Source organism: Mycobacterium sp. IS-3022 (assembly GCF_001500065.1).
Classification (GTDB): Bacteria; Actinomycetota; Actinomycetes; order Mycobacteriales; family Mycobacteriaceae; genus Mycobacterium.
The window spans coordinates 1-19854 of record NZ_LQIN01000019.1; the positions used below are offsets into that span (position 1 = coordinate 1).

General features: G+C 67.0%; 25 protein-coding genes. 12 read left to right on the forward strand and 13 right to left on the reverse strand.

The annotated features are described in order from the left end of the window. Positions 1-69: 69 nt before the first annotated feature. The 4 genes from prcA to dop form a co-directional block, all read right to left on the reverse strand. Positions 70-810: a proteasome subunit alpha gene (prcA, locus tag AU188_RS13435; protein ID WP_059164211.1), complete on the reverse strand. Its 741-nt coding sequence runs from the start codon at positions 808-810 to the stop codon at positions 70-72. Beyond that, positions 807-1700: a proteasome subunit beta gene (gene prcB / locus AU188_RS13440; protein ID WP_059102158.1), complete on the reverse strand. Its 894-nt coding sequence runs from the start codon at positions 1698-1700 to the stop codon at positions 807-809. Before prcB ends, prcA begins: the two co-directional genes overlap by 4 nt. Continuing rightward, positions 1697-1891, reverse strand: coding sequence for a ubiquitin-like protein Pup (locus AU188_RS13445; RefSeq protein WP_059102157.1), 195 nt, complete (start codon positions 1889-1891; stop codon positions 1697-1699). The genes prcB and AU188_RS13445 overlap by 4 nt, the downstream gene beginning before the upstream one ends. A 161-nt stretch (positions 1892-2052) precedes the next feature. Further along, positions 2053-3549 carry a pup deamidase/depupylase gene (gene dop, locus AU188_RS13450; protein ID WP_059164212.1) on the reverse strand — a complete coding sequence of 499 codons (1497 nt, stop codon included), beginning with the start codon at positions 3547-3549 and terminating at the stop codon, positions 2053-2055. Between the two features lie 67 nt (positions 3550-3616). Between dop and AU188_RS13455 the strand changes: the two genes are divergently transcribed. Further along, positions 3617-4759 carry a hypothetical protein gene (locus tag AU188_RS13455; RefSeq protein WP_059164213.1) on the forward strand — a complete coding sequence of 381 codons (1143 nt, stop codon included), beginning with the start codon at positions 3617-3619 and terminating at the stop codon, positions 4757-4759. A 39-nt stretch (positions 4760-4798) separates the two neighbouring features. Here AU188_RS13455 and AU188_RS13460 read toward each other — a convergent pair whose 3' ends face one another. Beyond that, positions 4799-5422 (reverse strand): hypothetical protein, encoded by a 624-nt coding sequence (locus AU188_RS13460; RefSeq protein ID WP_059164214.1) that lies wholly within the window; start codon positions 5420-5422, stop codon positions 4799-4801. A gap of 8 nt (positions 5423-5430) precedes the next feature. Beyond that, a complete protein-coding gene (gene arc / locus AU188_RS13465; RefSeq protein ID WP_059164215.1) occupies positions 5431-7269 on the reverse strand; it encodes a proteasome ATPase in 1839 nt (612 codons plus the stop codon). Between the two features lie 146 nt (positions 7270-7415). On the opposite strand from arc, the gene AU188_RS13470 reads away from it, so the two are divergent. From AU188_RS13470 to AU188_RS13480, 3 genes are read left to right on the forward strand one after another with little or no spacing between them, the layout of a single operon-like run. Further along, a complete protein-coding gene (locus AU188_RS13470; protein ID WP_059164216.1) occupies positions 7416-7907 on the forward strand; it encodes an MTB12 family secreted protein in 492 nt (163 codons plus the stop codon). Between the two features lie 7 nt (positions 7908-7914). Beyond that, positions 7915-8454, forward strand: a complete 540-nt coding sequence (gene lppK, locus AU188_RS13475; RefSeq protein WP_059164217.1) for a lipoprotein LppK — start codon at positions 7915-7917, stop codon at positions 8452-8454. Between the two features lie 7 nt (positions 8455-8461). After that, complete coding sequence (locus tag AU188_RS13480) at positions 8462-8755, forward strand: DUF503 domain-containing protein (RefSeq protein WP_059164218.1); 294 nt, start codon at positions 8462-8464, stop codon at positions 8753-8755. Positions 8756-8835: 80 nt separating this feature from the next. On the opposite strand, the gene AU188_RS13485 is transcribed toward AU188_RS13480, so the two are convergent. Beyond that, entirely contained in the window at positions 8836-9669 is an 834-nt protein-coding gene (locus tag AU188_RS13485) for a tRNA (adenine-N1)-methyltransferase (RefSeq protein ID WP_059102149.1), read from the reverse strand. Positions 9670-9779: 110 nt separating this feature from the next. Here AU188_RS13485 and AU188_RS13490 point away from each other — a divergent pair, with 110 nt between their 5' ends. The 7 genes from AU188_RS13490 to AU188_RS13520 all read left to right on the forward strand — a co-directional run bounded on the left by AU188_RS13490 (position 9780) and on the right by AU188_RS13520 (position 13704). Next, positions 9780-10670 (forward strand): RecB family exonuclease, encoded by an 891-nt coding sequence (locus AU188_RS13490; protein ID WP_059164249.1) that lies wholly within the window; start codon positions 9780-9782, stop codon positions 10668-10670. After that, entirely contained in the window at positions 10667-11464 is a 798-nt protein-coding gene (locus AU188_RS13495; RefSeq protein ID WP_059164219.1) for a thioesterase family protein, read from the forward strand. Before AU188_RS13490 ends, AU188_RS13495 begins: the two co-directional genes overlap by 4 nt. A gap of 83 nt (positions 11465-11547) precedes the next feature. Beyond that, on the forward strand, positions 11548-11835 hold the full coding sequence (locus tag AU188_RS13500; protein ID WP_059164220.1) for a YiaA/YiaB family inner membrane protein: 288 nt from the start codon (positions 11548-11550) through the stop codon (positions 11833-11835). 49 nt (positions 11836-11884) lie between these two features. After that, the gene (locus AU188_RS13505; RefSeq protein ID WP_059102146.1) at positions 11885-12202 is read left to right on the forward strand and encodes an ArsR/SmtB family transcription factor; all 318 of its coding nucleotides are present in this window, start codon (positions 11885-11887) and stop codon (positions 12200-12202) included. Further along, a complete protein-coding gene (locus AU188_RS13510) occupies positions 12199-12702 on the forward strand; it encodes an SRPBCC family protein (RefSeq protein WP_059164221.1) in 504 nt (167 codons plus the stop codon). The genes AU188_RS13505 and AU188_RS13510 overlap by 4 nt, the downstream gene beginning before the upstream one ends. A 1-nt stretch (position 12703) precedes the next feature. After that, positions 12704-13348 (forward strand): flavodoxin family protein, encoded by a 645-nt coding sequence (locus tag AU188_RS13515; protein ID WP_172799495.1) that lies wholly within the window; start codon positions 12704-12706, stop codon positions 13346-13348. A gap of 2 nt (positions 13349-13350) precedes the next feature. Then, the gene (locus AU188_RS13520) at positions 13351-13704 is read left to right on the forward strand and encodes a DoxX family protein (RefSeq protein ID WP_156426678.1); all 354 of its coding nucleotides are present in this window, start codon (positions 13351-13353) and stop codon (positions 13702-13704) included. On the opposite strand, the gene AU188_RS13525 is transcribed toward AU188_RS13520, so the two are convergent. From AU188_RS13525 to AU188_RS13550, 6 genes are all read right to left on the reverse strand, one after another. After that, entirely contained in the window at positions 13701-15071 is a 1371-nt protein-coding gene (locus tag AU188_RS13525) for an FAD-containing oxidoreductase (RefSeq protein WP_059164251.1), read from the reverse strand. The two genes, AU188_RS13520 and AU188_RS13525, sit on opposite strands and share 4 nt — an antisense overlap. An 8-nt stretch (positions 15072-15079) precedes the next feature. Beyond that, positions 15080-15562, reverse strand: a complete 483-nt coding sequence (locus AU188_RS13530) for a DUF4126 family protein (protein ID WP_059164223.1) — start codon at positions 15560-15562, stop codon at positions 15080-15082. Between the two features lie 41 nt (positions 15563-15603). Further along, complete coding sequence (hisG, locus tag AU188_RS13535) at positions 15604-16449, reverse strand: ATP phosphoribosyltransferase (RefSeq protein WP_059164252.1); 846 nt, start codon at positions 16447-16449, stop codon at positions 15604-15606. A 5-nt stretch (positions 16450-16454) separates the two neighbouring features. Next, a complete protein-coding gene (locus AU188_RS13540) occupies positions 16455-16736 on the reverse strand; it encodes a phosphoribosyl-ATP diphosphatase (protein ID WP_059102142.1) in 282 nt (93 codons plus the stop codon). A 70-nt stretch (positions 16737-16806) separates the two neighbouring features. Continuing rightward, positions 16807-18264: a sugar porter family MFS transporter gene (locus tag AU188_RS13545; RefSeq protein WP_059164224.1), complete on the reverse strand. Its 1458-nt coding sequence runs from the start codon at positions 18262-18264 to the stop codon at positions 16807-16809. Positions 18265-18320: 56 nt separating this feature from the next. Next, a complete protein-coding gene (locus tag AU188_RS13550; protein WP_059164225.1) occupies positions 18321-19004 on the reverse strand; it encodes an HAD family hydrolase in 684 nt (227 codons plus the stop codon). Positions 19005-19044: 40 nt separating this feature from the next. On the opposite strand from AU188_RS13550, the gene AU188_RS13555 reads away from it, so the two are divergent. Further along, the gene (locus AU188_RS13555; protein WP_059164253.1) at positions 19045-19854 is read left to right on the forward strand and encodes an SDR family oxidoreductase; all 810 of its coding nucleotides are present in this window, start codon (positions 19045-19047) and stop codon (positions 19852-19854) included.

Here is a 19854-nt window from a genome sequence, read left to right on the forward strand (position 1 = left end):
ATCTCCACTAAGCCCGGAGGTCCTCCCTTCTCACAGCCAAACCGTCAACAACGTCCCTGCCGAGTACAGCTAGTCGCCCGAGCTCTCGGACGGCTCCGAAGTCGCGTCGGCCGGGAGCAGCGATTCCAGTGCGGGGCCGGTGATCCGGCGGAACGCCCGGCGCGGCCGGTTGGCGTCCAGAATGGCCACCTCCAGCGTCGACGGCCCCAGCGTGCGCTGTTCCGAGCCGCCGTTGCCGTCGGCCTTCAGTGCGTCGACCGCGATCTTCACGGCGTCCTGCAGCCCGGCGTTCTCGGTGTAGGACTCCTTGAGCGCCGCGGTGATCGGATCAGTCGTACCGCCCATCACCACGAAATGCGGTTCGTCAGCGATCGACCCGTCGTAGGTGATGCGGTACATCTCGGGCGGTTTCGTTTCGCCGTAATGGGCGACCTCCGCGACGCACAACTCGACCTCGTAGGGCTTGGCCTGCTCGGTGAAGATGCTGCCGAGCGCCTGCGCATACCTGTTCGCGAGCTGGCGGCCGGTGACGTCCCGACGAGAATAGGCATAGCCCTGGGTGTCGGCGAGCTGAATGCCGCCGCGCCGCAAGCTGTCGAACTCGTTGAACCGCCCGACGGCCGCGAAACCGACCCTGTCGTAGAGCTCACTGACCTTCTGCAATGAGCGAGACGGGTTCTCGGCGACGAACAGCACGCCGTCGGCGTACGCCAGCGCCACCACGCTGCGTCCCCTGGCGATGCCTTTGCGCGCGAGCTCGGAACGCTCGCGCATCGCCTGCTCGGGCGAGATGAAGTAGGGAAAGCTCACGAATCTCCCCGCGCGTCGGTCGAACGGTGGACGGCGTCGGGGCCGAAGGTGTCAGAGCGCGAACGGTTTTCGATCACCTGCCGGGCGAACTCCGCGATGCGCTCTTCGGACACCTCCTCGGCGCCGTCGGCACCGATGATCACCGCGGTGGGATAGATGCCGCGCACCAGGTCGGGCCCGCCGGTCGCCGAATCGTCGTCGGCGGCGTCGTACAGCGCCTCGATGGCCACCCGCAGCGCCGAATCCCCATCGGTCACCTGCGAATACAACTTCTTCATCGACGACTTCGCGAAGATCGAGCCCGACCCCACCGACTGGTAACCTTCTTCCTCGATGTTCCAGCCGCCGGCCGCGTCGAAGGACACGATCCGCCCGGCCGCCTCGGGGTTGGCGTCGTCGAGGTCGTAGCCCGCGAGCAACGGCAGCGCGACGAACCCCTGCAGGGCCGCGCCGAGGTTGCCGCGCACCATGGTGGCGAGCCGATTGACCTTGCCGGAGAAGGTCAGCGCGACGCCTTCGAGCTTTTCGTAGTGCTCGAGTTCGACGGCGTAGAGCCGGGCGAACTCGACCGCGATCGCCGCGGTCCCGGCGATGCCGGTCGCGGTGTAGTCGTCGGTGATGTAGACCTTCTGCACATCTCGGCTGGCGATCATGTTGCCCTGGGTGGCGCGACGGTCACCGGCCATCACCACGCCGCCGGGGTACTTCAGCGCGACGATCGTGGTGCCGTGCGGCAGCGCATCCGTGGCGACGGCGTGCTCGTTGACGGGCAGGAGTTCGGGCGCCTGTCGGCGCAGCAGTTCAGAAAAGGACGACAAGTCCACGGGTACGGAGAAAGCTCCTGGTAGAGGTGTGGGAAAGGCCAGCTGATCGCGGTGCGGCCAGGTCACTGTCCACCTTTCTGGACGTACGCGCGGACGAAGTCCTCGGCGTTCTCCTCGAGAACGTCGTCGATCTCGTCCAGCAGGTCGTCGGTTTCCTCAGCCAGCTTCTCGCGACGCTCCTGCCCGGCGGCCGTGCTGCCGGTGGGGTCGTCGTCATCGCCGCCGCCACCGCCACGCTTGGTCTGCTCCTGAGCCATCGCTGCCTCCTGCGTATGTCATCGGCGGCTCACTGCTGCCCGCCGTCACTCCACATTACCGGTCGCCGCGCGGAATTCCTGCGATAGCGCCCTCCCGGGGCGGTGGGTGGGAACGATTCGAGCGGTGGGTGGGAACGATTCGGGCCGTGGGTGAGAGCAATCTACGTGGTGAGCTGTTCCACCAGCTCGACGGCGCTGTCCACCGAGTCCAGCAGCGCCCCGACGTGGGCCTTGCTGCCGCGCAGCGGCTCCAGCGTCGGAATCCGGACGAGCGAATCGCCACCCAGATCGAAGATCACCGAGTCCCAGCTGGCGGCGGCGATATCGGCCCCGAACCGGCGCAGGCACTCGCCGCGGAAATAGGCGCGGGTGTCGGTCGGCGGGTTGTCGACCGCGTCGAGCACCTGCTGCTCGGTGATCAGCCGCTTCATCGATCCGCGCGCCACCAGCCGGTTGTACAGGCCCTTGTCCAGCCGAACGTCGGAGTACTGCAGATCGACCAGATGCAGCCGCGGCGCGGACCAACCCAGGTTCTCCCGGTGTCGGAAGCCTTCGAGCAGCCGCAGTTTGGCGGGCCAGTCCAGCAGCTCCGCACATTCCATCGGGTCGCGCTCCAGCAGGTCGAGCACATTCGCCCAGGTCTCGACGATGTCGTTGGCGCGGGGGTCCGGGTCGCGGCTGTCCACGAGCTTGGCCACCCGGTCGAGGTACATGCGTTGCAGCGCAAGGGCGGTCACTTCGCGGCCGTCGGCCAGTGCGACGGTGGCGCGCAGCGACGGATCGCGGCTGATCACATGGACGGCGTGCACGGGCCGGGCCAGCGCGAGATCGCTGAGCTCCATGCCCTCCTCGATCAGATCCAGCACCAGCGCCGTCGCGCCGAGCTTGAGGTACGTCGAGGTCTCGGACAAGTTTGCATCGCCGATGATCACGTGCAGCCTGCGGTACTTGTCGGCGTCGGCGTGCGGCTCGTCGCGGGTGTTGATGATGCCGCGCTTGAGCGTCGTCTCCAGGCCGACCTCGACCTCGATGTAGTCCGCGCGCTGCGACAGCTGGAACCCCGGCTCATCGCCCGAGGGACCGATGCCCACCCGGCCCGAGCCGGTGATCACCTGACGCGACACCAGGAACGGGGTCAGGCCCGCGATCACCGCGGAGAACGGGGTCTGCCGGCTCATCAGATAGTTTTCGTGCGACCCGTACGAAGCGCCCTTGCCGTCCACGTTGTTCTTGTAGAGCTGCAGCTTCACGGCGCCGGGCACGCTTGCGACGTGCCGGGCGGCGGCCTCCATCACCCGTTCACCGGCCTTGTCCCAGATCACGGCGTCGAGCGGATCGGTGCACTCCGGTGCCGAATACTCCGGATGGGCGTGGTCGACGTACAGCCGCGCGCCGTTGGTGAGGATCATGTTCGCCGCGCCGACCTCGTCGGCATCGACCACCGGCGGCGGGCCGGCCGACCGGCTGAGATCGAATCCGCGGGCGTCGCGCAGCGGTGATTCCACCTCATAGTCCCAGCGCGTGCGCTTGGCGCGTTGAATCCCGGCGGCGGCGGCGTACGCCAGCACCGCCTGGGTGGACGTGAGAATCGGATTCGCGGTCGGGTCGGACGGCGACGAGATGCCGTACTCGACTTCCGTTCCGATAATCCGTTGCATGTCGCCAAGCGTAGGTGACGGCGCGAAGTAGCCTGCGACCGTGCCTTCCGATGGGGCGGATCCTTCGATGATCGACGCGGCGCAACGGCGCGCGGCCGACCGCTGGTTCCTCGCGCACGGGCTGCCGGCGGTGCTGCGGCCGGGCCGCCTGGTGCGCCGGCTGTGGTCCCGGTCGGCGCCGGCCCTGGCAGGATTCGCCGTTCTGATGGCGACCTCCGTGGTGGTCGTGGCGGTGACCGGCAAACATGCCGTGGACATCGACGGTCGGCCGACGCGTACCGAGTGGTTCGTGCTGGCGCTGCTGGTGCTGGTGCTCCCGGTCGCGGCGGCCGTCGGCTGGTGGGTGTCACGGATCGTGGCGCAGAGCGGTCGCTTGCTCGCCGCGGCGGGCGCCGTCGCCGTTTCGGTCGTCGGCGCCGTCTTCGGCGGCCCGAGTTCGTACCTGTCGAACAATCTGGTCCTGGTGGCGGTTTCCGTCGCAGTCATGTTGGCGCTCACCGCATCCGGTGTCGGCTCGATTCTGGGTTGGGCCGCTCATGTGACGCTGAGCCATCTCGCTGCGGCGGGCTCGCTGCTGCTGCGTGCGCTGCCCGTGTTGCTGCTGACCATCCTGGTCTTCTTCAACTCGCCGGTGTGGCTGATGGCGGCGACGGTCTCGCGCACCCGGCTGTGGTTGGCACTGTGGTTCCTGGGCGCTGTCGCGGTGGCATTCGTCGTGTCGGTGACAGTCGACCGGATGCGGCCGATGATCAACGCGGCCGAACCGGACACGCGACACGTCGCGAAGCTGGACGGCACCCCGTTCGCGGCGATGCCGGATCCCGCGGAGGTCAAGCCGCTGGGCCGCGCCGAGCGGCTGAACGTGTACTTCGTGCTGGCGGTGTCACAACTGGCGCAGATCCTCGTGGTGGCGGTGGTCACGGCGCTGTTGTTCTTCGTACTGGGCTTGATTCTGCTTTCCCCCGAACTGCTTGCGGCGTGGACACGCAACGGGTCCAGCGATGGCCGGTTCCTCGGCATGACGATCCCGGTGCCCGAGGCGCTGATCCAGGTCACGCTGTTTCTCGGCGCGTTGACGTTCATGTACGTCAGCGCGCGGGCGGTCGGCGACGACGCTTACCGCGACCGCTTCGTCACCCCGCTGATCGACGGGTTACGGCTCACGCTGACAGCCCGCAACCGGTACCGGGCGGCCGTGCCGGCGCGATGACCGCACTGACCGTGTGTGCGTCGACTTCTAAACGGAGCCCTACGCCTGCAGTGAGTAACTGTTGGCCAGATCGTCCTGCGTCACACAGGCGTCCTCGGTGGTGGTGTCCACAACCAGCGGCGATGTGAGCGTGCGCGGTTGGTAGGACCATCCCGTGGGCAACGAAAGCCGCTCGGCCAGGCCTGCGAGGTCGGTCAAGGACAGCGACGGGTCCACGGTTTGGCTGTAGGTCTGCATGACCCACCGCCTGCCGTCGGCGTCGACGAGTTCGTAGATCTCACGTCCGGCGTCGAAGGTGAAGACCGCCTTGCGATCCACCCGGTTCAGTTGGTACGGCGCCGGGTTCATCGCGGCGAGCTTGACGGTGGCTTGCCGCAGCATCTCGATTCCGCCGAAGGCCTTGCGCTCCAACGTGTCTCGACCACGCTTGCCGATACTGCTCATCAACCAGTACCGCGGGCCGTTCAGCAGTGCGGCGACCGCACCGTTTTCCGCGGCGATGGCTTGCGCGTCGAGTGCATTCCACAGGTCCGCCGGGCAGTCGTTGAGCGGGAACGTGTTGTACACCGTGGCCTCGGGTCCGGACGGCGTGGAAGCGACGAGCAGCACCTCGCCGTAGCGCTTGCCGAATACGCCGTCGGTCACCGACAAGTCCCCCGACATGTGGAGACCTACAGGTACTGGCCCAGGTTGCTCTCGGTGTCGATGGCGCGACTGGCCGACGAACTCTTGCCGGTGACCAGCGTGCGGATGTAGACGATCCGCTCGCCCTTCTTGCCCGAGATCCGTGCCCAGTCATCGGGATTGGTGGTGTTGGGCAAGTCCTCGTTCTCGGCGAACTCGTCGACGATCGAGTCCAGCAGATGCTGGATCCGCAGCCCTCGCTTGCCGGTCTCCAGCACCGACTTGATCGCGTACTTCTTGGCGCGGTCGACGACGTTCTGAATCATCGCGCCGGAGTTGAAGTCCTTGAAGTACATGACCTCTTTGTCGCCGTTGGCGTAGGTCACCTCGAGGAAGCGGTTGTCGTCGATCTCGGCGTACATCCGGTCGACGACCTTCTCGATCATCGCCTTGATGGTCAGCGACCGGTCGCCGCCGAATTCCGCCAGATCGTCTTCGTTGACCGGCAGCTCCTCGGTGAGGTACTTGCTGAAGATGTCCTGCGCCGCTTCGGCATCCGGCCGTTCGATCTTGATCTTCACGTCGAGTCGGCCGGGCCGCAGGATCGCCGGATCGATCATGTCCTCGCGGTTGGACGCGCCGATCACGATGACGTTCTCCAGGCCCTCCACACCGTCGATCTCCGAAAGCAGCTGCGGCACAACCGTCGTCTCCACATCCGACGAGACGCCGGTGCCGCGGGTACGGAAGATCGAGTCCATCTCGTCGAAGAACACGATCACCGGCGTGCCTTCGGACGCCTTTTCCCGGGCGCGCTGGAAGATCAACCGAATATGACGCTCGGTTTCGCCGACGAACTTGTTCAGCAGTTCCGGACCCTTGATGTTGAGGAAGTAGGACTTCGCCTCGCGGGCGTCGTCGCCCCGGACCTCGGCCATCTTCTTGGCCAGCGAGTTGGCCACCGCCTTGGCGATCAGCGTCTTGCCGCAGCCGGGCGGACCGTAGAGCAGCACACCCTTGGGTGGACGCAGCGAGTACTCCCGGTACAACTCCTTGTGCAGGAACGGCAGTTCGACCGCGTCGCGGATCTGCTCGATCTGCCGGCCCAGCCCGCCGATGTCGTTGTAGCTGACGTCGGGCACCTCTTCGAGCACCAGATCCTCGACCTCGGCCTTGGGAATGCGCTCGAACGCATAACCGGCCTTGGTGTCGACCAGCAGCGAGTCGCCCGGCCGCAGCTTGCGGGGCCGGCTGTCGTCGAGGTCGTCGTCGTAGCCCTCGGGCAGGTGCTCGGCCGCGACCAGCGGCTCGGCCAGCCAGACGATGCGCTCCTCGTCGGCATGGCCGACCACCAGTGCGCGGTGCCCGTCGGACAGGATCTCGCGCAGCGTGCTGATTTCGCCCACCGCTTCGAAGTTGCCGGCCTCGACGACCGTGAGCGCCTCGTTGAGGCGGACGGTCTGGCCCTGTTTGAGCGCCTTGGCGTCGATGTTCGGTGAGCACGTCAGCCGCATCTTGCGCCCGGAGGTGAACACGTCGACGGTGTCGTCGTCCTGAACGCCCAGCAGCACCCCGTAACCGCTCGGCGGCTGTCCCAGTCGATCGACCTCTTCGCGCAACGCGAGCAGCTGCTGACGGGCCTCCTTGAGGGTCTCCATGAGTTTGGCGTTGCGGGCGGCGAGTGAGTCGATCCGTGCCTCGAGCTGGTGGACATCTCGGGCGCTGCGCAAACCGCTCTGCGGGCCGACCGCGTTCTCCAACTGCTCGCGCAGAATTGCGGCCTCGCGGCGGAGCTCCTCGAGCTCGGCCGCGTCCTCGCTGGACATGCCTGATTCGTGGGTGTCGAAGCCTTCTGGATAGGCTTCAGAACGCTCTGATTCACTCATGTTGCGCCCCTCCCCGCACCGAGAGTTGGTGCAGTAACAACATCAACGCTACCGGCGATTCAGCCATTGTGTGCGGTGTAGCAATTCGACACTCCAGCACCACTTGTTAACCTCTCTGCTGAGTTGGGCCCATCGAAAGGAAAATCGTGACCCTGAAATCCCTCGTTACCGGCGTCGCAGCGGTCGCTGTCGTCGGCGGTGCCGCGGCAGGTGTGACATCCATTGCATCCTCCAATGTCGCCTCCGCACCGGCCGTCACCCCGGTCGTGTGGGACATTCCGATGCCGCAGACGCCGGCCCCCGAACTCGAAGGGCCGCTGCTGCAGACCCTGCAGGCGCTCGGCTCGGGCGGCACCTCCGCCGGTAAGGCGCCGTACGTTCAGGGTGGGATCGGGCGGATCGAGGGCCGACTCGCCGACAGCAAGCTTCGCGAAGCGGCCGCCGAGGGCAAATTCCCGTTGACCTTCTCGGTGGCGAACATCGACCAGAACGGGGCCGTGGTGTCGGCCGACGTGACCGCGACCGCTGCCACCGGCGGCACGGCCAGCCAGAACATCCAGTTCGTTCCCGGACCGAGCCCCACCGGCTGGCAGATGTCCAAGCAGTCGCTCATGGCGCTGCTGTCGTCCGTCGGCTAGGAGCCCGGTGCACCGCACCACCCGTGCCGCAGTCCTGAGCGCCGTCGCGATCGCGACGGCGCTCGGGCTATGCGCGTGTGGTGCCGACGAGCCACCTACCGAGCCGGCACCGGTCGGGCCGCCGACCACCGAGGCGTCGCCGGCGGCGACCGCGCAACCGCCGTCGACGATCGCGCCGCTGCCGCCTCCGAACGCGCTCACCGACGTCCTCGCGCGGCTCGCCGACGCCAACATCCCCGGTCCCGACAAGCTCGACCTCGTCGAGAACGCCACACCCGCCGACGCCGCGGCGATGGACAAGTTCGCCACCGCCCTGCGCGATGGTGGCTACGCTCCGGCCACCTTCGAGGCGAAGGACCTCTCATGGGCCGACGGCGCGGACGTCGTGCTGGCGACCATCACCGTCAAGGCCACCGATCCGCAGGCGGGCGACTTCACGTTCCCGATGGAGTTCCGCTTCGCCGACAACCACTGGCAGCTGACGCGCGCAACTGCCGACGCGCTGCTGCACCTCGGCGAGAATCCCGCGCCCACGCCGACCCCCTGACCCGTCGATGTGGATCGGCTGGATCGAATTCGACCTCCTGCTGGGCGACGTGCGGTCGCTGAAACAGAAGCGCTCTGCGATCCGTCCGGTGATCGCCGAACTGCACCGCCGGTTCGCCGTCTCGGCAGCCGAGACCGGCGCTCAGGATCTGCATCGCCGCGCGAATGTCGGCGTCGCCCTGGTGGCCGCCGACCGCGGACATGTCGTCGAGGTCCTCGACGCCGCCGAGCGGTTGGTGGCGGCGCGGCCGGAGATGGAACTGCTTTCTGCACGGCGCGGTCTGCGCCGCAGCACCGACTGAACGGACCGAGCGCCGAAACCGACGCTTTGGTCGTTTCCGCGCGCGGATTTCGACCATTGCGTCGGTCTGGGCGATCGCTACTAGATTCCGATCTGACGCTTGCGTCGCGCCGGCATCGGCGCCACTGCGCCCGGCGCCAACTTGCGCGCGCTGATGAGAAACGCGGTGTGCCCTCGCATCGTGTGCTGTGGGCGCACCGCCAGGCCGACGACATGCCAGGCGCGCTGCATGCTCTCCCAGGCCCGCGGCTCGGTCCAGCACTGCTGTTCACGCAGCGCCTCCACCGCTCGCGACAGCTGGGTGACGGTGGCGACGTAGATCATCAGCACGCCTCCGGCGACGAGCACGTCGGCCACGGTGCCGAGCACCTCCCATGGCGCCAGCATGTCGAGCACCACGCGGTCGACTTCCGGACCCGAGTATTCGGTGAGATCGGCCACGACCAGCTCCCAATTGGCCGGGCGCGCACCGAAGAACGTCACGACATTGCGTTCGGCGTGTTCGGCGTGGTCCGCGCGGACCTCATACGACACCACCCGTCCGTCGGGGCCGACGGCGCGCAGCAGCGAGCACGTCAGCGCACCGGATCCGGCACCCGCCTCCAGCACGCGAGCGCCCGGAAAGATGTCGCCCTCATGCACGATCTGCGCCGCGTCCTTCGGGTAGACGACCTGCGCACCGCGGGGCATCGACATCACGTAGTCGACGAGCAGCGGCCGCAACACCAGGAACTGGTCACCGCTGGTGGACTTGACCACGCTGCCCTCGGGCAGCCCGATCACGGTGTCGAGCGCGATGATGCCGCGATGGGTGTGGAACTCCCCGCCCGGGGTCAGCACCATGGTGTAGTGGCGGCCCTTGGCGTCGGTCAGTTGCACCCGATCGCCGACGGCGAACGGACCGGTTCTAGGCACAGCCCATCAGCCTGCCAGTTGACCCGCCGCCGCTGGTGCGCGGGGTTGTCGGGGTTCGGTCCTAGGCTGCCCCTATGACCGACGAGCGAGAAGCCGAAGGCGGATCGCGCATGACCGAGCGTGGTGAGCCGACGCGGCGGCGTCCGGCGCTGTCACCCTCGCGGGCCGCCGACTTCAAGCAGTGTCCGCTGCTCTACCGCTTTCGCGCCATCGACCGGCTGCCGGAGCCGGTGTCGATCGCCCAGGTTCGCGGTTCGGTCGTGCACGCCGCGCTGGAGAAGCTTTATGCGTTGCCCGCCGCGGAACGCGGTCCTGCAACTGCGCTGACGCTTGTCGACCCGGCCTGGGACACGGTGGTCGCCGAGCAACCAGCCGTCGCCGACGAGTTCGCGCCCGAGGTGCGGGCGGCGCTGCTGGCCGAGGCGCGGGCCCTGTTGGCCGGCTACTACCGGTTGGAGGACCCCACCCGCTTCGACCCGCAGGGCTGCGAACAGCGTGTCGAGGTCGAGCTCGAGGACGGGACGCTGCTGCGCGGGTTCGTCGACCGCATCGACGTTGCGCCGACCGGTGAACTGAGGGTGGTCGACTACAAGACCGGCAAGGCGCCGCCGGAGGCTCGGGCGCTGGCCGAGTTCAAGGCCATGTTTCAGATGAAGTTCTACGCCGTGGCGCTGTTTCGCTCGCGCGGCGTGCTGCCGGCGCGGCTGAGGCTGCTGTACCTGGCCGACGGCCAGATCCTCGACTACACCCCGGACCTCGAGGAACTGATGAGATTCGAGAAGACCCTGACCGCGATCTGGCAAGCCATCCAGAATGCCGGCGCCACAGGTGATTTCCGACCGCATCCGTCGGCGCTGTGCGACTGGTGTGCACACCATGCCCACTGCCCGGTGTTCGGCGGCACACCGCCGCCGTATCCCGGTTGGCCCGAGGCGCCCGACGAAGGATCGGATTGCGCCGAGGAGCCGGTGTTGAGCGCTACGACGAAGCCCGCGGCGTGATCGACTGCCACTACCGGCGCGTCGGCGCCGAGGGCGAGTACGACGTCTTCGAGTCCACCGACGGCACCCGCAGTAACTGGGATCCAGAGATTCAGCACGGCTCACCGCCGCTTGCATTGATGACGAAGCGGATCGAGGAGTTGGCCGGCGATTCCGGTCTGCGCATCGGCCGGTTGACTCTCGACATCCTGGGCGCAATTCCGGTCGCCCGGGTGCGGGTGCGGGCCTGGGTCGACCGCCCTGGCGCACGGATCTCGCTGATGGTGGCGGAGATGTCAGCGGACAGGGCGGGCGGCGGACAACGGGCGGTCGGCCGCGTCACCGCCTGGCTGTTGAAAACGACCGACACCGCCGACGCGGTGACCGACCGCTATCCCCCGCTGATCGAGGGTGATTCTGTGCCGGTGCCGCACGACTGGGTGGGCGCGAGGGGATATCTCGAGACGGTGAGCTGGCGGCGTCAACCCGACACCGGCGAAACCGGAAATGTGGTCTGGATGAGTCCCCTTGTCCCACTGGTCGATTCGGAGCCGACGACGGACCTCCAGCGCCTGGCGATGGTGGTCGACAGCGCCAACGGTGCGGGCGCGGCGCTGGATCCGCGGCGGTTCGTCTTCATGAACACCGACACCGCCGTCCATCTGCACCGCCTGCCGCACGGCAACGACTTCGCGGTGCGAGCGCGTGGCTCCATCGGACCCGACGGCATCGGCGTGACGACCGCGGACCTGTTCGACCGGCAGGGGTTCATCGGCACCTCGGCGCAGACCTTGCTGGTGCAGCGCCGCTCGTGAATGCCACTTTGGCCGAGAATGTTTGGAGTAAGTCGGGTAGTTCTACCTACCCGACTTGACGCCGGCGGTTGCAGGCTGGCGACATGGACACACTCAACAACCCGCGCAACACCGCCGCTTACTTTCTCCAGGCCGCCATCGCCTTCGGCGTGAGCCTGCTCGGGATGCTCGGCGGAATCCTCTTCCTGCCGCTCGACTCGTGGCAGCGGCTGTTTCTCGGGATGACCGCCCTCTTCCTGGTCACCAGTTCGTTCACGCTGGCCAAGGTGATCCGCGACCAGCAGGAAGCCGCCACCATCAGGGTCCGACTCGACGAGGCCCGCATCGAGAAGCTGATCGCGGAGCACAATCCGTTCACAACGGCCACCTGAACGCATATATGTACTTGCATCTATATAGATGTAGTGCAATACTATCGGCATGGACGTCTTCGAAGCGGTCGCCGAACCCAGCCGCAGGGCGCTGCTCGACGAACTGATCGACGGCGAACGCACGGCGGGTGAACTCGTCGCGACTTTGCCCGAGTTGACCCAGCCGACGGTGTCACGGCACCTGCGGGTGCTGCGCGAGGTCGGACTCGTCGAGGTCCGGCCGGACGCGCAACGTCGCATCTATGCGTTGCGCGCCGACGGGCTCGTCGCCATCGACGCTTGGATCAACCGGTACCGCCGCTACTGGACCGATCACCTCAACGCTCTCGAGCGACACCTGGAACGCACGCACAAGGAGTCACAGTGACCGAACTCGACGGCCGGCTGACGGTCGACGGCGACCGCGCCGTGTTGAATTTCGAACGCCACCTGCCCTTTCCGATCGAAGCGGTGTGGTCGGCCATCACCGATCCAGCACAACGGGCGCAGTGGTTCGGCGAGACGACGCTCGATGCCCGGGACGGCGGTTCGATCGAGATGGTCGCGACCGATCCGCCGCTGCCCCCCGAACGTAAGCGGATGACCGGGCGCATTCTGGTCTGGGATCCACCGTGCGTGTTCGAACACGAGTGGAAGCAGCCCATCGTCGAGGACGGCGTGGTGCGTTACGAGTTGACGCCCGACGGAGAGGGCACGCTGCTGCGATTCAGCCACCGCGGCCTCAGCGTCCGCAACGCGTCGGGCTTCTACGGTGGCAGCCATGCCTACCTCGACCGCCTGGCCGCCTATCTGGCGGGCACCGAGTTACCGGACTGGGAAACCCGTCGGCTTGAAGTGAACAAACTCGCGCAGCAGGGAGCGAACTGAGATGTCCCACAACGGATCCGATGTTGCCGCGCCTGCTATTGCGATCGCCTATCACTCCGGCTTCGGTCACACCGCCACGCTCGCCGACGCGGTGGCCGCTGGTGCGCGCGAAGCCGGCGCCGCGGTCACGATGCTGCCCGTGGACCAGATGACCGACGCGGATTGGGACGTTCTCGACGGGGCGGACGGCATCATCTTCGGCAGCGCCACATACATGGGTAATCTGTCGGCCGGCTTCCAGGCGTTCGCCGAGAAGACCGGGCGGCGGTGCGCCAATGGCGACTGGCGCGACAAGGTCGCGGCGGGGTTCACCAACTCCGGCGCCAAAAGCGGCGACAAGCTCAACACGCTGGTGTCGATGGCGGTCTTCGCGGCCCAGCACCATATGCATTGGGTCAGTTTGGGTTTGGGGCCAGGATGGAACAGTTCCGGCAGTAGTGACAGCGATCTCAACCGCCTGGGCTTCTGGCTCGGCGCCGGTGCGCAGACCGACGTCGACGCCAACCCCGACCAGGTGCATCCGTCCGATGTGCAGACCTGCCGGTACCTCGGCTGGCGGGTGGCGATCGTGACCCGCCAACTCAAGGTCGGCCGGTCCGTCACTCCAGCGGCTTCGTCTCCTGCAGGTTCGTCGGCGGCTCACTGATGCTGACCGCCGCGTACGTCGTCGTCACGGTGGTCACCGCCAGCGTCAACCTCGCGGCGGCCGTCGCGGACTTCGCCCGTGCCCAATTCGTGCTCGACAACGCTGCCGCAGTGCACCTCTCGGACCGCTCCATCGCACCGCTGGGTGTGCTCAAAGCCGCCGGAGCGGCCGGCCTGATCGTCGGGTTGCTCGGTGTCCCGGTGATCGGGCTCGCGGCGGCGGTCGGCCTCGTACTGTTCTTCATCGGCGCAGTCGCTTTCCACGTCCACTATCGGGTGCTCGGCAACATCGCCTACCCGGCGGCCTTTCTCGCGTTGGCGGTGGCGACACTCGCGCTTGACTTGGCGCGGCTCTAATCGAGCGGCGCCATCTCCTGCAGCATCGTAGGGACCAGTTCGCTGACCGTCGGGTGGATGTGCATCGTGCGCGAGATCGCGGTGTAGGGCTTCTTGGCGGTCATGATGTCGAGGATGGCGTGAACCACCTCGTCGCCGCCCACTCCGAGGATCGCCGCGCCCAGGATCTGCTCGGTCTCCGCGTCCACGACCACCTTCATGAAGCCGTGCGTCTCCCCCTTCTCCACCGCGCGCCCCACCCTTGTCATGGGGCGCTTGCCGATCAATGCCTTTCGGCCCGACTTGCGCACTTCGGCCACCGACATCCCGGCCCGACCCAACGGCGGGTCGATGTAGAGCGCATAGGTGGTGATCCGGTCGCTGACGCGGCGTGGATCGTCGTCGAGGAGGTTGGCCGCGACGATCTCGAAATCGTTGTACGACGTGTGCGTGAACGCGCCCTTGCCGTTGCAGTCGCCCATCGCCCAGATGTGCTCGACGTTGGTGCATAACTGGTCGTCGACGACGATATGGCCGCGGGCGTCGGTTTCGACGCCGGCCTTGTCGAGTCCGAGGTCGTCGGTGTTGGGCGTGCGCCCGACCGCGATGAGCGCATGGCTCCCCGCAATCGGTGCCGCACCATCGGCGGGGACCACCTCGAAGCCGTTGGCGGTCTTGTTGAATCGGATTCCGTCGGCGTCGACTACGACATCGATGCCTTCGCTTTCCAGGATGTCCTTGATCGCGGCGGAGACGTCCTCGTCCTCACGCGACGTCAACCTGGGACCCTTCTCGAGCACGGTGACACGGGCCCCGAAGCGGCGGTACATCTGCGCGAACTCGAGCGCGATGTAGCTGCCACCGACGATGACGAGATGTTCGGGGACCGTGTCGAGTTCGAGCATGCCGACGTTGGTCAGGTAGTCGATGTCGGAGAGGCCGGGCAGGTCGGGTACCACGGCGCGGCCGCCGACGTTGAGAAAGATCCGGTCGGCGCGCAGTACGTGGTCGTCGACGCGAATCGTGTGCGGGTCCTCGAAACGTGCGTGGCCGCGGATGAACGTGCAGCCGTCCATGCCGTTGAGCCAGGATTCGACACCGTCTCGGTCGCCGAGCACGATTTTGTCTTTGCGCGCCTTGACTTTTGCCATGTCGATGCTGACTTCGCCTGTACCGACACCGTATTCGGCACCGCGGCGCGCCAGATGGGCGGCGTGTGCGCTGGCGACGAGCGTCTTGGTCGGTATGCAGCCGTAATTCACGCAGGTGCCGCCGACGAGTTTGCGCTCGATCACGGCGACCTTCTGCCCCGCCTCGGTGAGCCGGCCGGCCAGTGGTGGCCCGGCCTGACCGGCGCCGACGATGATCGCGTCGAATCGCTGTGTCACAGTGCCGTTCACACCAGGCCGGCCAGGAACGCGATCAGGAATCCCCCGCCGACCGCGACGATGTCCTCGATGATCGCGCCCGGACGGTCCTGCCCCTGGCGGGCGTCGGCGAAGCGTTGGCGTGCCGCCGCCCCGGCCAGCGTGCCGAGCACCGCACCGATCATGCCCGCGCCCATCGCGCTGAACGTGTGGAAGTGCGCGCTGCCGATGACTGCACCGGCGAATGCGCCCATGATGAGCCGGGTGATGAACTGCGGCGCGGTCCTGCGGCTCGGCAATGTGGGTAGCTGGTCGGTGACGAGTTCGATGAGGAGGAAGATCGTCAGCACCGTGACGGTGATCGGGTGAGCCATCCACTCCGACCATTTGCCGTCGACGTCGATCCAGCCGAGAGCGGCCCCCCAGGCGACCACCGCGGGAGCCGTCAGCGCGCGCAGACCGGCGATCACACCGATCAACAGGGCGAGCAACAGAACGAACGCTAGCGTCATGCCGGGACGCTAACACGCCTGCGCGGCCACTTCCGGTTGAATCAGAAGCGGCAGAACCGGATGTCGGATGCCAGGATCGCCTTCGCACCGATGGCGGCGAGTTCGTCCATGATCGCGTTGACATCGCGCCGGGGCACCAACGCGCGCACCGCGACCCACGCGGGGTCGGCGAGCGGAGCGATCGTGGGCGACTCCAGTCCGGGGGTGACCGCGGTCGCGTCGTCGAGCACGCTGCGCGGGCAGTCGTAGTCGAGCATCAGATACTGCTGGCCGAACACCACACCTTGTACGCGGGCTACCAACTGGCCACCGGTAGGGCTGTCCGGGGCGCCTTCACGCTCGATGAGCACCGCCTCCGAGTCGCACAGGGAATCACCGAACGCCACCAGATCGTGCAGACCGAGCGTGCGGCCGGAGCCGACCACGTCGGCGATCGCATCGGCGACACCGAGTTGCACAGATATTTCCACCGCGCCGTCGAGCCGGATCACCGTCGCGTCGATGCCATGCGCCGCAAGGTCTTTCCGGACGAGATTCGGAAACGCGGTCGCGATTCGTTTGCCCGCGAGGTCCTCGACGCGCCACTGACGCCCGGCCGGCGCCGCGTACCGGAACGTCGACGATCCGAAGCCCAGCGCGAGCCGCTCCCGCACGGGCGCATCCGATTCAGCGGCCAGGTCGCGCCCGGTGATGCCGAAATCGAGCTGCCCCGAGCCGACATAGATCGCAATGTCCTTCGGGCGCAGGAAGAAAAATTCGACGTTGTTGGCGGGGTCGACAACCGTCAGGTCCTTCGGATCGGTGCGGCGTCGGTAACCCGCTTCGGACAGGATCTCGCTCGCCGGTTCAGACAGCGTGCCCTTGTTCGGGACGGCGACGCGAAGCACGCGATTCACAGCTTCTCGTAAACGTCGTCGAGCGTGAGGCCGCGCGCGATCATCAGCACCTGAGTCCAGTACAGGAGCTGGCTGATCTCTTCGGCCAGGGCCTCGTCGCTCTCGTGTTCGGCGGCCAGCCACACCTCGCCGGCCTCCTCGAGGATCTTCTTGCCGAGCCCGTGCACACCGCCGTCCAGCGCGGCGACGGTGCCGCTGCCGGCGGGGCGGGTCCGGGCGCGTTCGCCGAGCTCGGCGAACAGGGCGTCGAAGGTCTTCACGGCACGCGATTGTGTCACGCTTGCACCCGCGGGGTCACGCCGGTTTGCCGAGTTCGGTTCGCACAACGCGCTAGCGTCGGCGCAGCGCTCAGACCGGCTCCTGCTGATGCGGAACCTCGCTGCCCATGTCCTCGAGGTGCTTGCCCTTGGTCTCGGAGACGAACCGCCACACGAACAGCAGCGACAGCGCCGCGCAGACGGCGTAGAAGCCGTAGGCGATGCCGAGCGAAAAATCACCAAGTGCGGGGAATGACGCGGTGATCGCGCAGTTGGCCACCCACTGCGCGGCGGCGGCGAGGCCGAGCGCGGCTCCGCGGATGCGGTTGGGGAACATCTCGCCGAGCAACACCCAGACCACCGGGCCCCACGACATGCCGAAGGACACCACGAACAGGTTGGCGGCGACCAGCGCGATGGGCCCGGCCGCCCCAGTGAGGTGCGGCTGGCCGTCGATCACCGGTGCGGTGCCGAAAACGATCGCCATGGTGCCCAGCGTCACGGCCATGCCGGTCGAGCCGAACAGCAGCAACGGCTTGCGGCCGACCTTGTCGATCAGCGCGATCGCGATCAGCGTGGTGACGATGTTCGTCACCGACGTGATCACGGTGATGATGAACGCCTGGCCTTCACCGAAACCGACGGCCTCCCACAACACGTTCGAGTAGTAGAAGATCACGTTGATGCCGACGAACTGCTGGAACACCGACAGCAGCACACCGACCCACACGATGCCGTAGAGCCCGCCGGTGGGCTTGCGCAGATCGCGCCACGACGGCGGCTTCTCCGACTTCAGCGATTCCTTGATGCGGGTGATCGTCAGCTCGAGGTTCTTCTCCCCCAGCAACTTGTTCAGCACCCGCCGCGCCTCCGGAATCCGGTATGTCGCAACGAGATAGCGAGGAGACTCCGGGATCGTGAACGCCAGGCCGCCGTAGAGCACCGCGGGCACCGCCATCACGAGGAACATCCAACGCCAAGCCTCCATGCTCAGCCACAGTTCTTCCCGCGACCCGCCCGCGAGATGTGCCAGCAGCGCGTCGATTGCCAGCGATACGAAGATGCCGGAGACGATGGCCAGTTGTTGCAGCGAGCCCAGCCGGCCGCGGATCCGCGGCGGCGAGGTCTCCGCGATATACGCCGGAGCGATGACGGATGCCACGCCGACGCCGAGGCCACCGACGATGCGGAACATCCCGAACATCCAGACGTTGACCGCCAGGCCGGTGCCGAAGGCGCTGATGAGGAACAGCAGCGCGGCGATCTTCATCACCGACAGCCGGCCGATCTTGTCCGCCAGCCGACCGGCGACCACCGCGCCGAGGGCCGCACCGATCAGCGCGGCCGCGACGGCGACGCCCGTCACCGTCTTGCTGATCTGGAAGTGGTCCTCGACCGCCGATACCGCCCCGTTGATGACGGCGCTGTCATAGCCGAAAAGCAGACCGCCCAGGGCCGCTACGGAGGCGATCCGGACGACGCGGCCGCTGTGTTCGGATTCCTCGTAATCCAAACCTGACGAGGGCTCACCGACGGGACCGTGGGCCATGCGACACCCTTCCACAGGTTTGGGTGATGGACGTCACATTCAATCACAGACCGGGTTCACGCGCTGCGGTCTTCCCTGCGCGTGGTCAGCTCGCAATGAACGGTGTGCAGATCGGCCGCCCGCAGTCCCGCAAGCGAGGAAACGTGGCGTCGCCGCGGGCCGCCGGGGACCGCTACGTCGTTGGGCACCACCAGTACCGGGCATCCGGCGCTCTCGGCGGCCGCCGTGCCGGTGACCGAATCCTCGATCGCCAGGCACGCAGCCGGCCGCAGGCCCAGCAACTCCGCTGCTCTCAGATACACGTCGGGAGCGGGTTTGCCACGGGTCACCTCGTCACCGCATACGGTCACCGAAAAGAAGTGTCGCCCAATGCTGTTCAAAGCGCGGTCGGTCAACGCGCGCTGGGTGTTGGTAACCAGCGCCATCGGAGTTCCTTCGGCGGCAAGGGCTTCCAACAACTCGGGGGCACCGTCGCACCACGGCAGCCCGCCGTCGAACAACCCCGCGGTGTAGTCGTGCAGCCAGCGGTTCGCCTCTGCCATGGCCGCGGGATCCGGATCGAGACCGAGGTCGGCATACACGGTCGCGATGGTGTTCTCGGCCGAGCTGCCCACCAGCGATGCGCGCACCTCGGAGGTGAGCCGACCGCCGTGGTGGTCATACAACGCCGCCAGCGAGATGTCCCAGAGCTTTTCGGAGTCGACGAGCGTGCCGTCCATGTCGAACAGGACCGCACGCATGACCCCGATTCTGTCAGAGGGGGCACGTACGGTGAAAATCATGACGATTCTTGTGACCGGAGCGACTGGAAACATCGGCCGCCTCGTTGTGGACGAACTAATTCGTTTGGGCGGCAGTGACATTCCGGACATCCGCGCGCTGACCAAGAACCCCGCAAAGGGGAACCTGCCGGACGAGGTGGATGCGATCACGGGTTATCTCGGCGACCCGGACACGCTGCCCGCCGCGCTGGAGGGGGTGGAGCGGATGTATCTGGCACCGTTGCCGTCGACGTTGGACGTCACCCTCGACCTGGCCAAGAAGGCCGGTGTGCAGTACGTCGTCGCGCTGTCCGGCGGCGCGCACTGGCAGGAGCACACGGACACCATCGCCGCATCCGGTCTGGTGAGCACGCAGCTGGGGCCGGGCGAGTTCCTGGAGAACTTCGCCATGTGGTCCGAGCCGATCAAAGCCACCCGCACCGTGCGAGAGCCGTACCCGGAAGTGCTCGAGGCGCCGATTTCGATGTACGACATCGCAAGAGTGGCGGCCACGCTGCTGGTCAAACCGGAGCAGGTGCACTTCGGTCAGACGTACGAGCTAACCGGTCCAGAAGCGCTGACCCGCGCACAGATCGCCGAACAGATAGGGGTGGGCATCGGCGCCGAGGTGAGGTACGAGAAGTGCAGCTTGGACGAGGCGCGTGAGCAACTGCGGCCGTTAATGGGCGATGAGGTCGACTGGTATCTCGAACTGATGAAGGACGCCGAGCCGCAGCGGGCCAACCAGCTGGTAGGCGAACTCACCGGGACGCCCGCGGAGTCGGTCGCCCGGTGGGCAGCCCGCAACGCCGAGTTGTTCCGCTCCTGA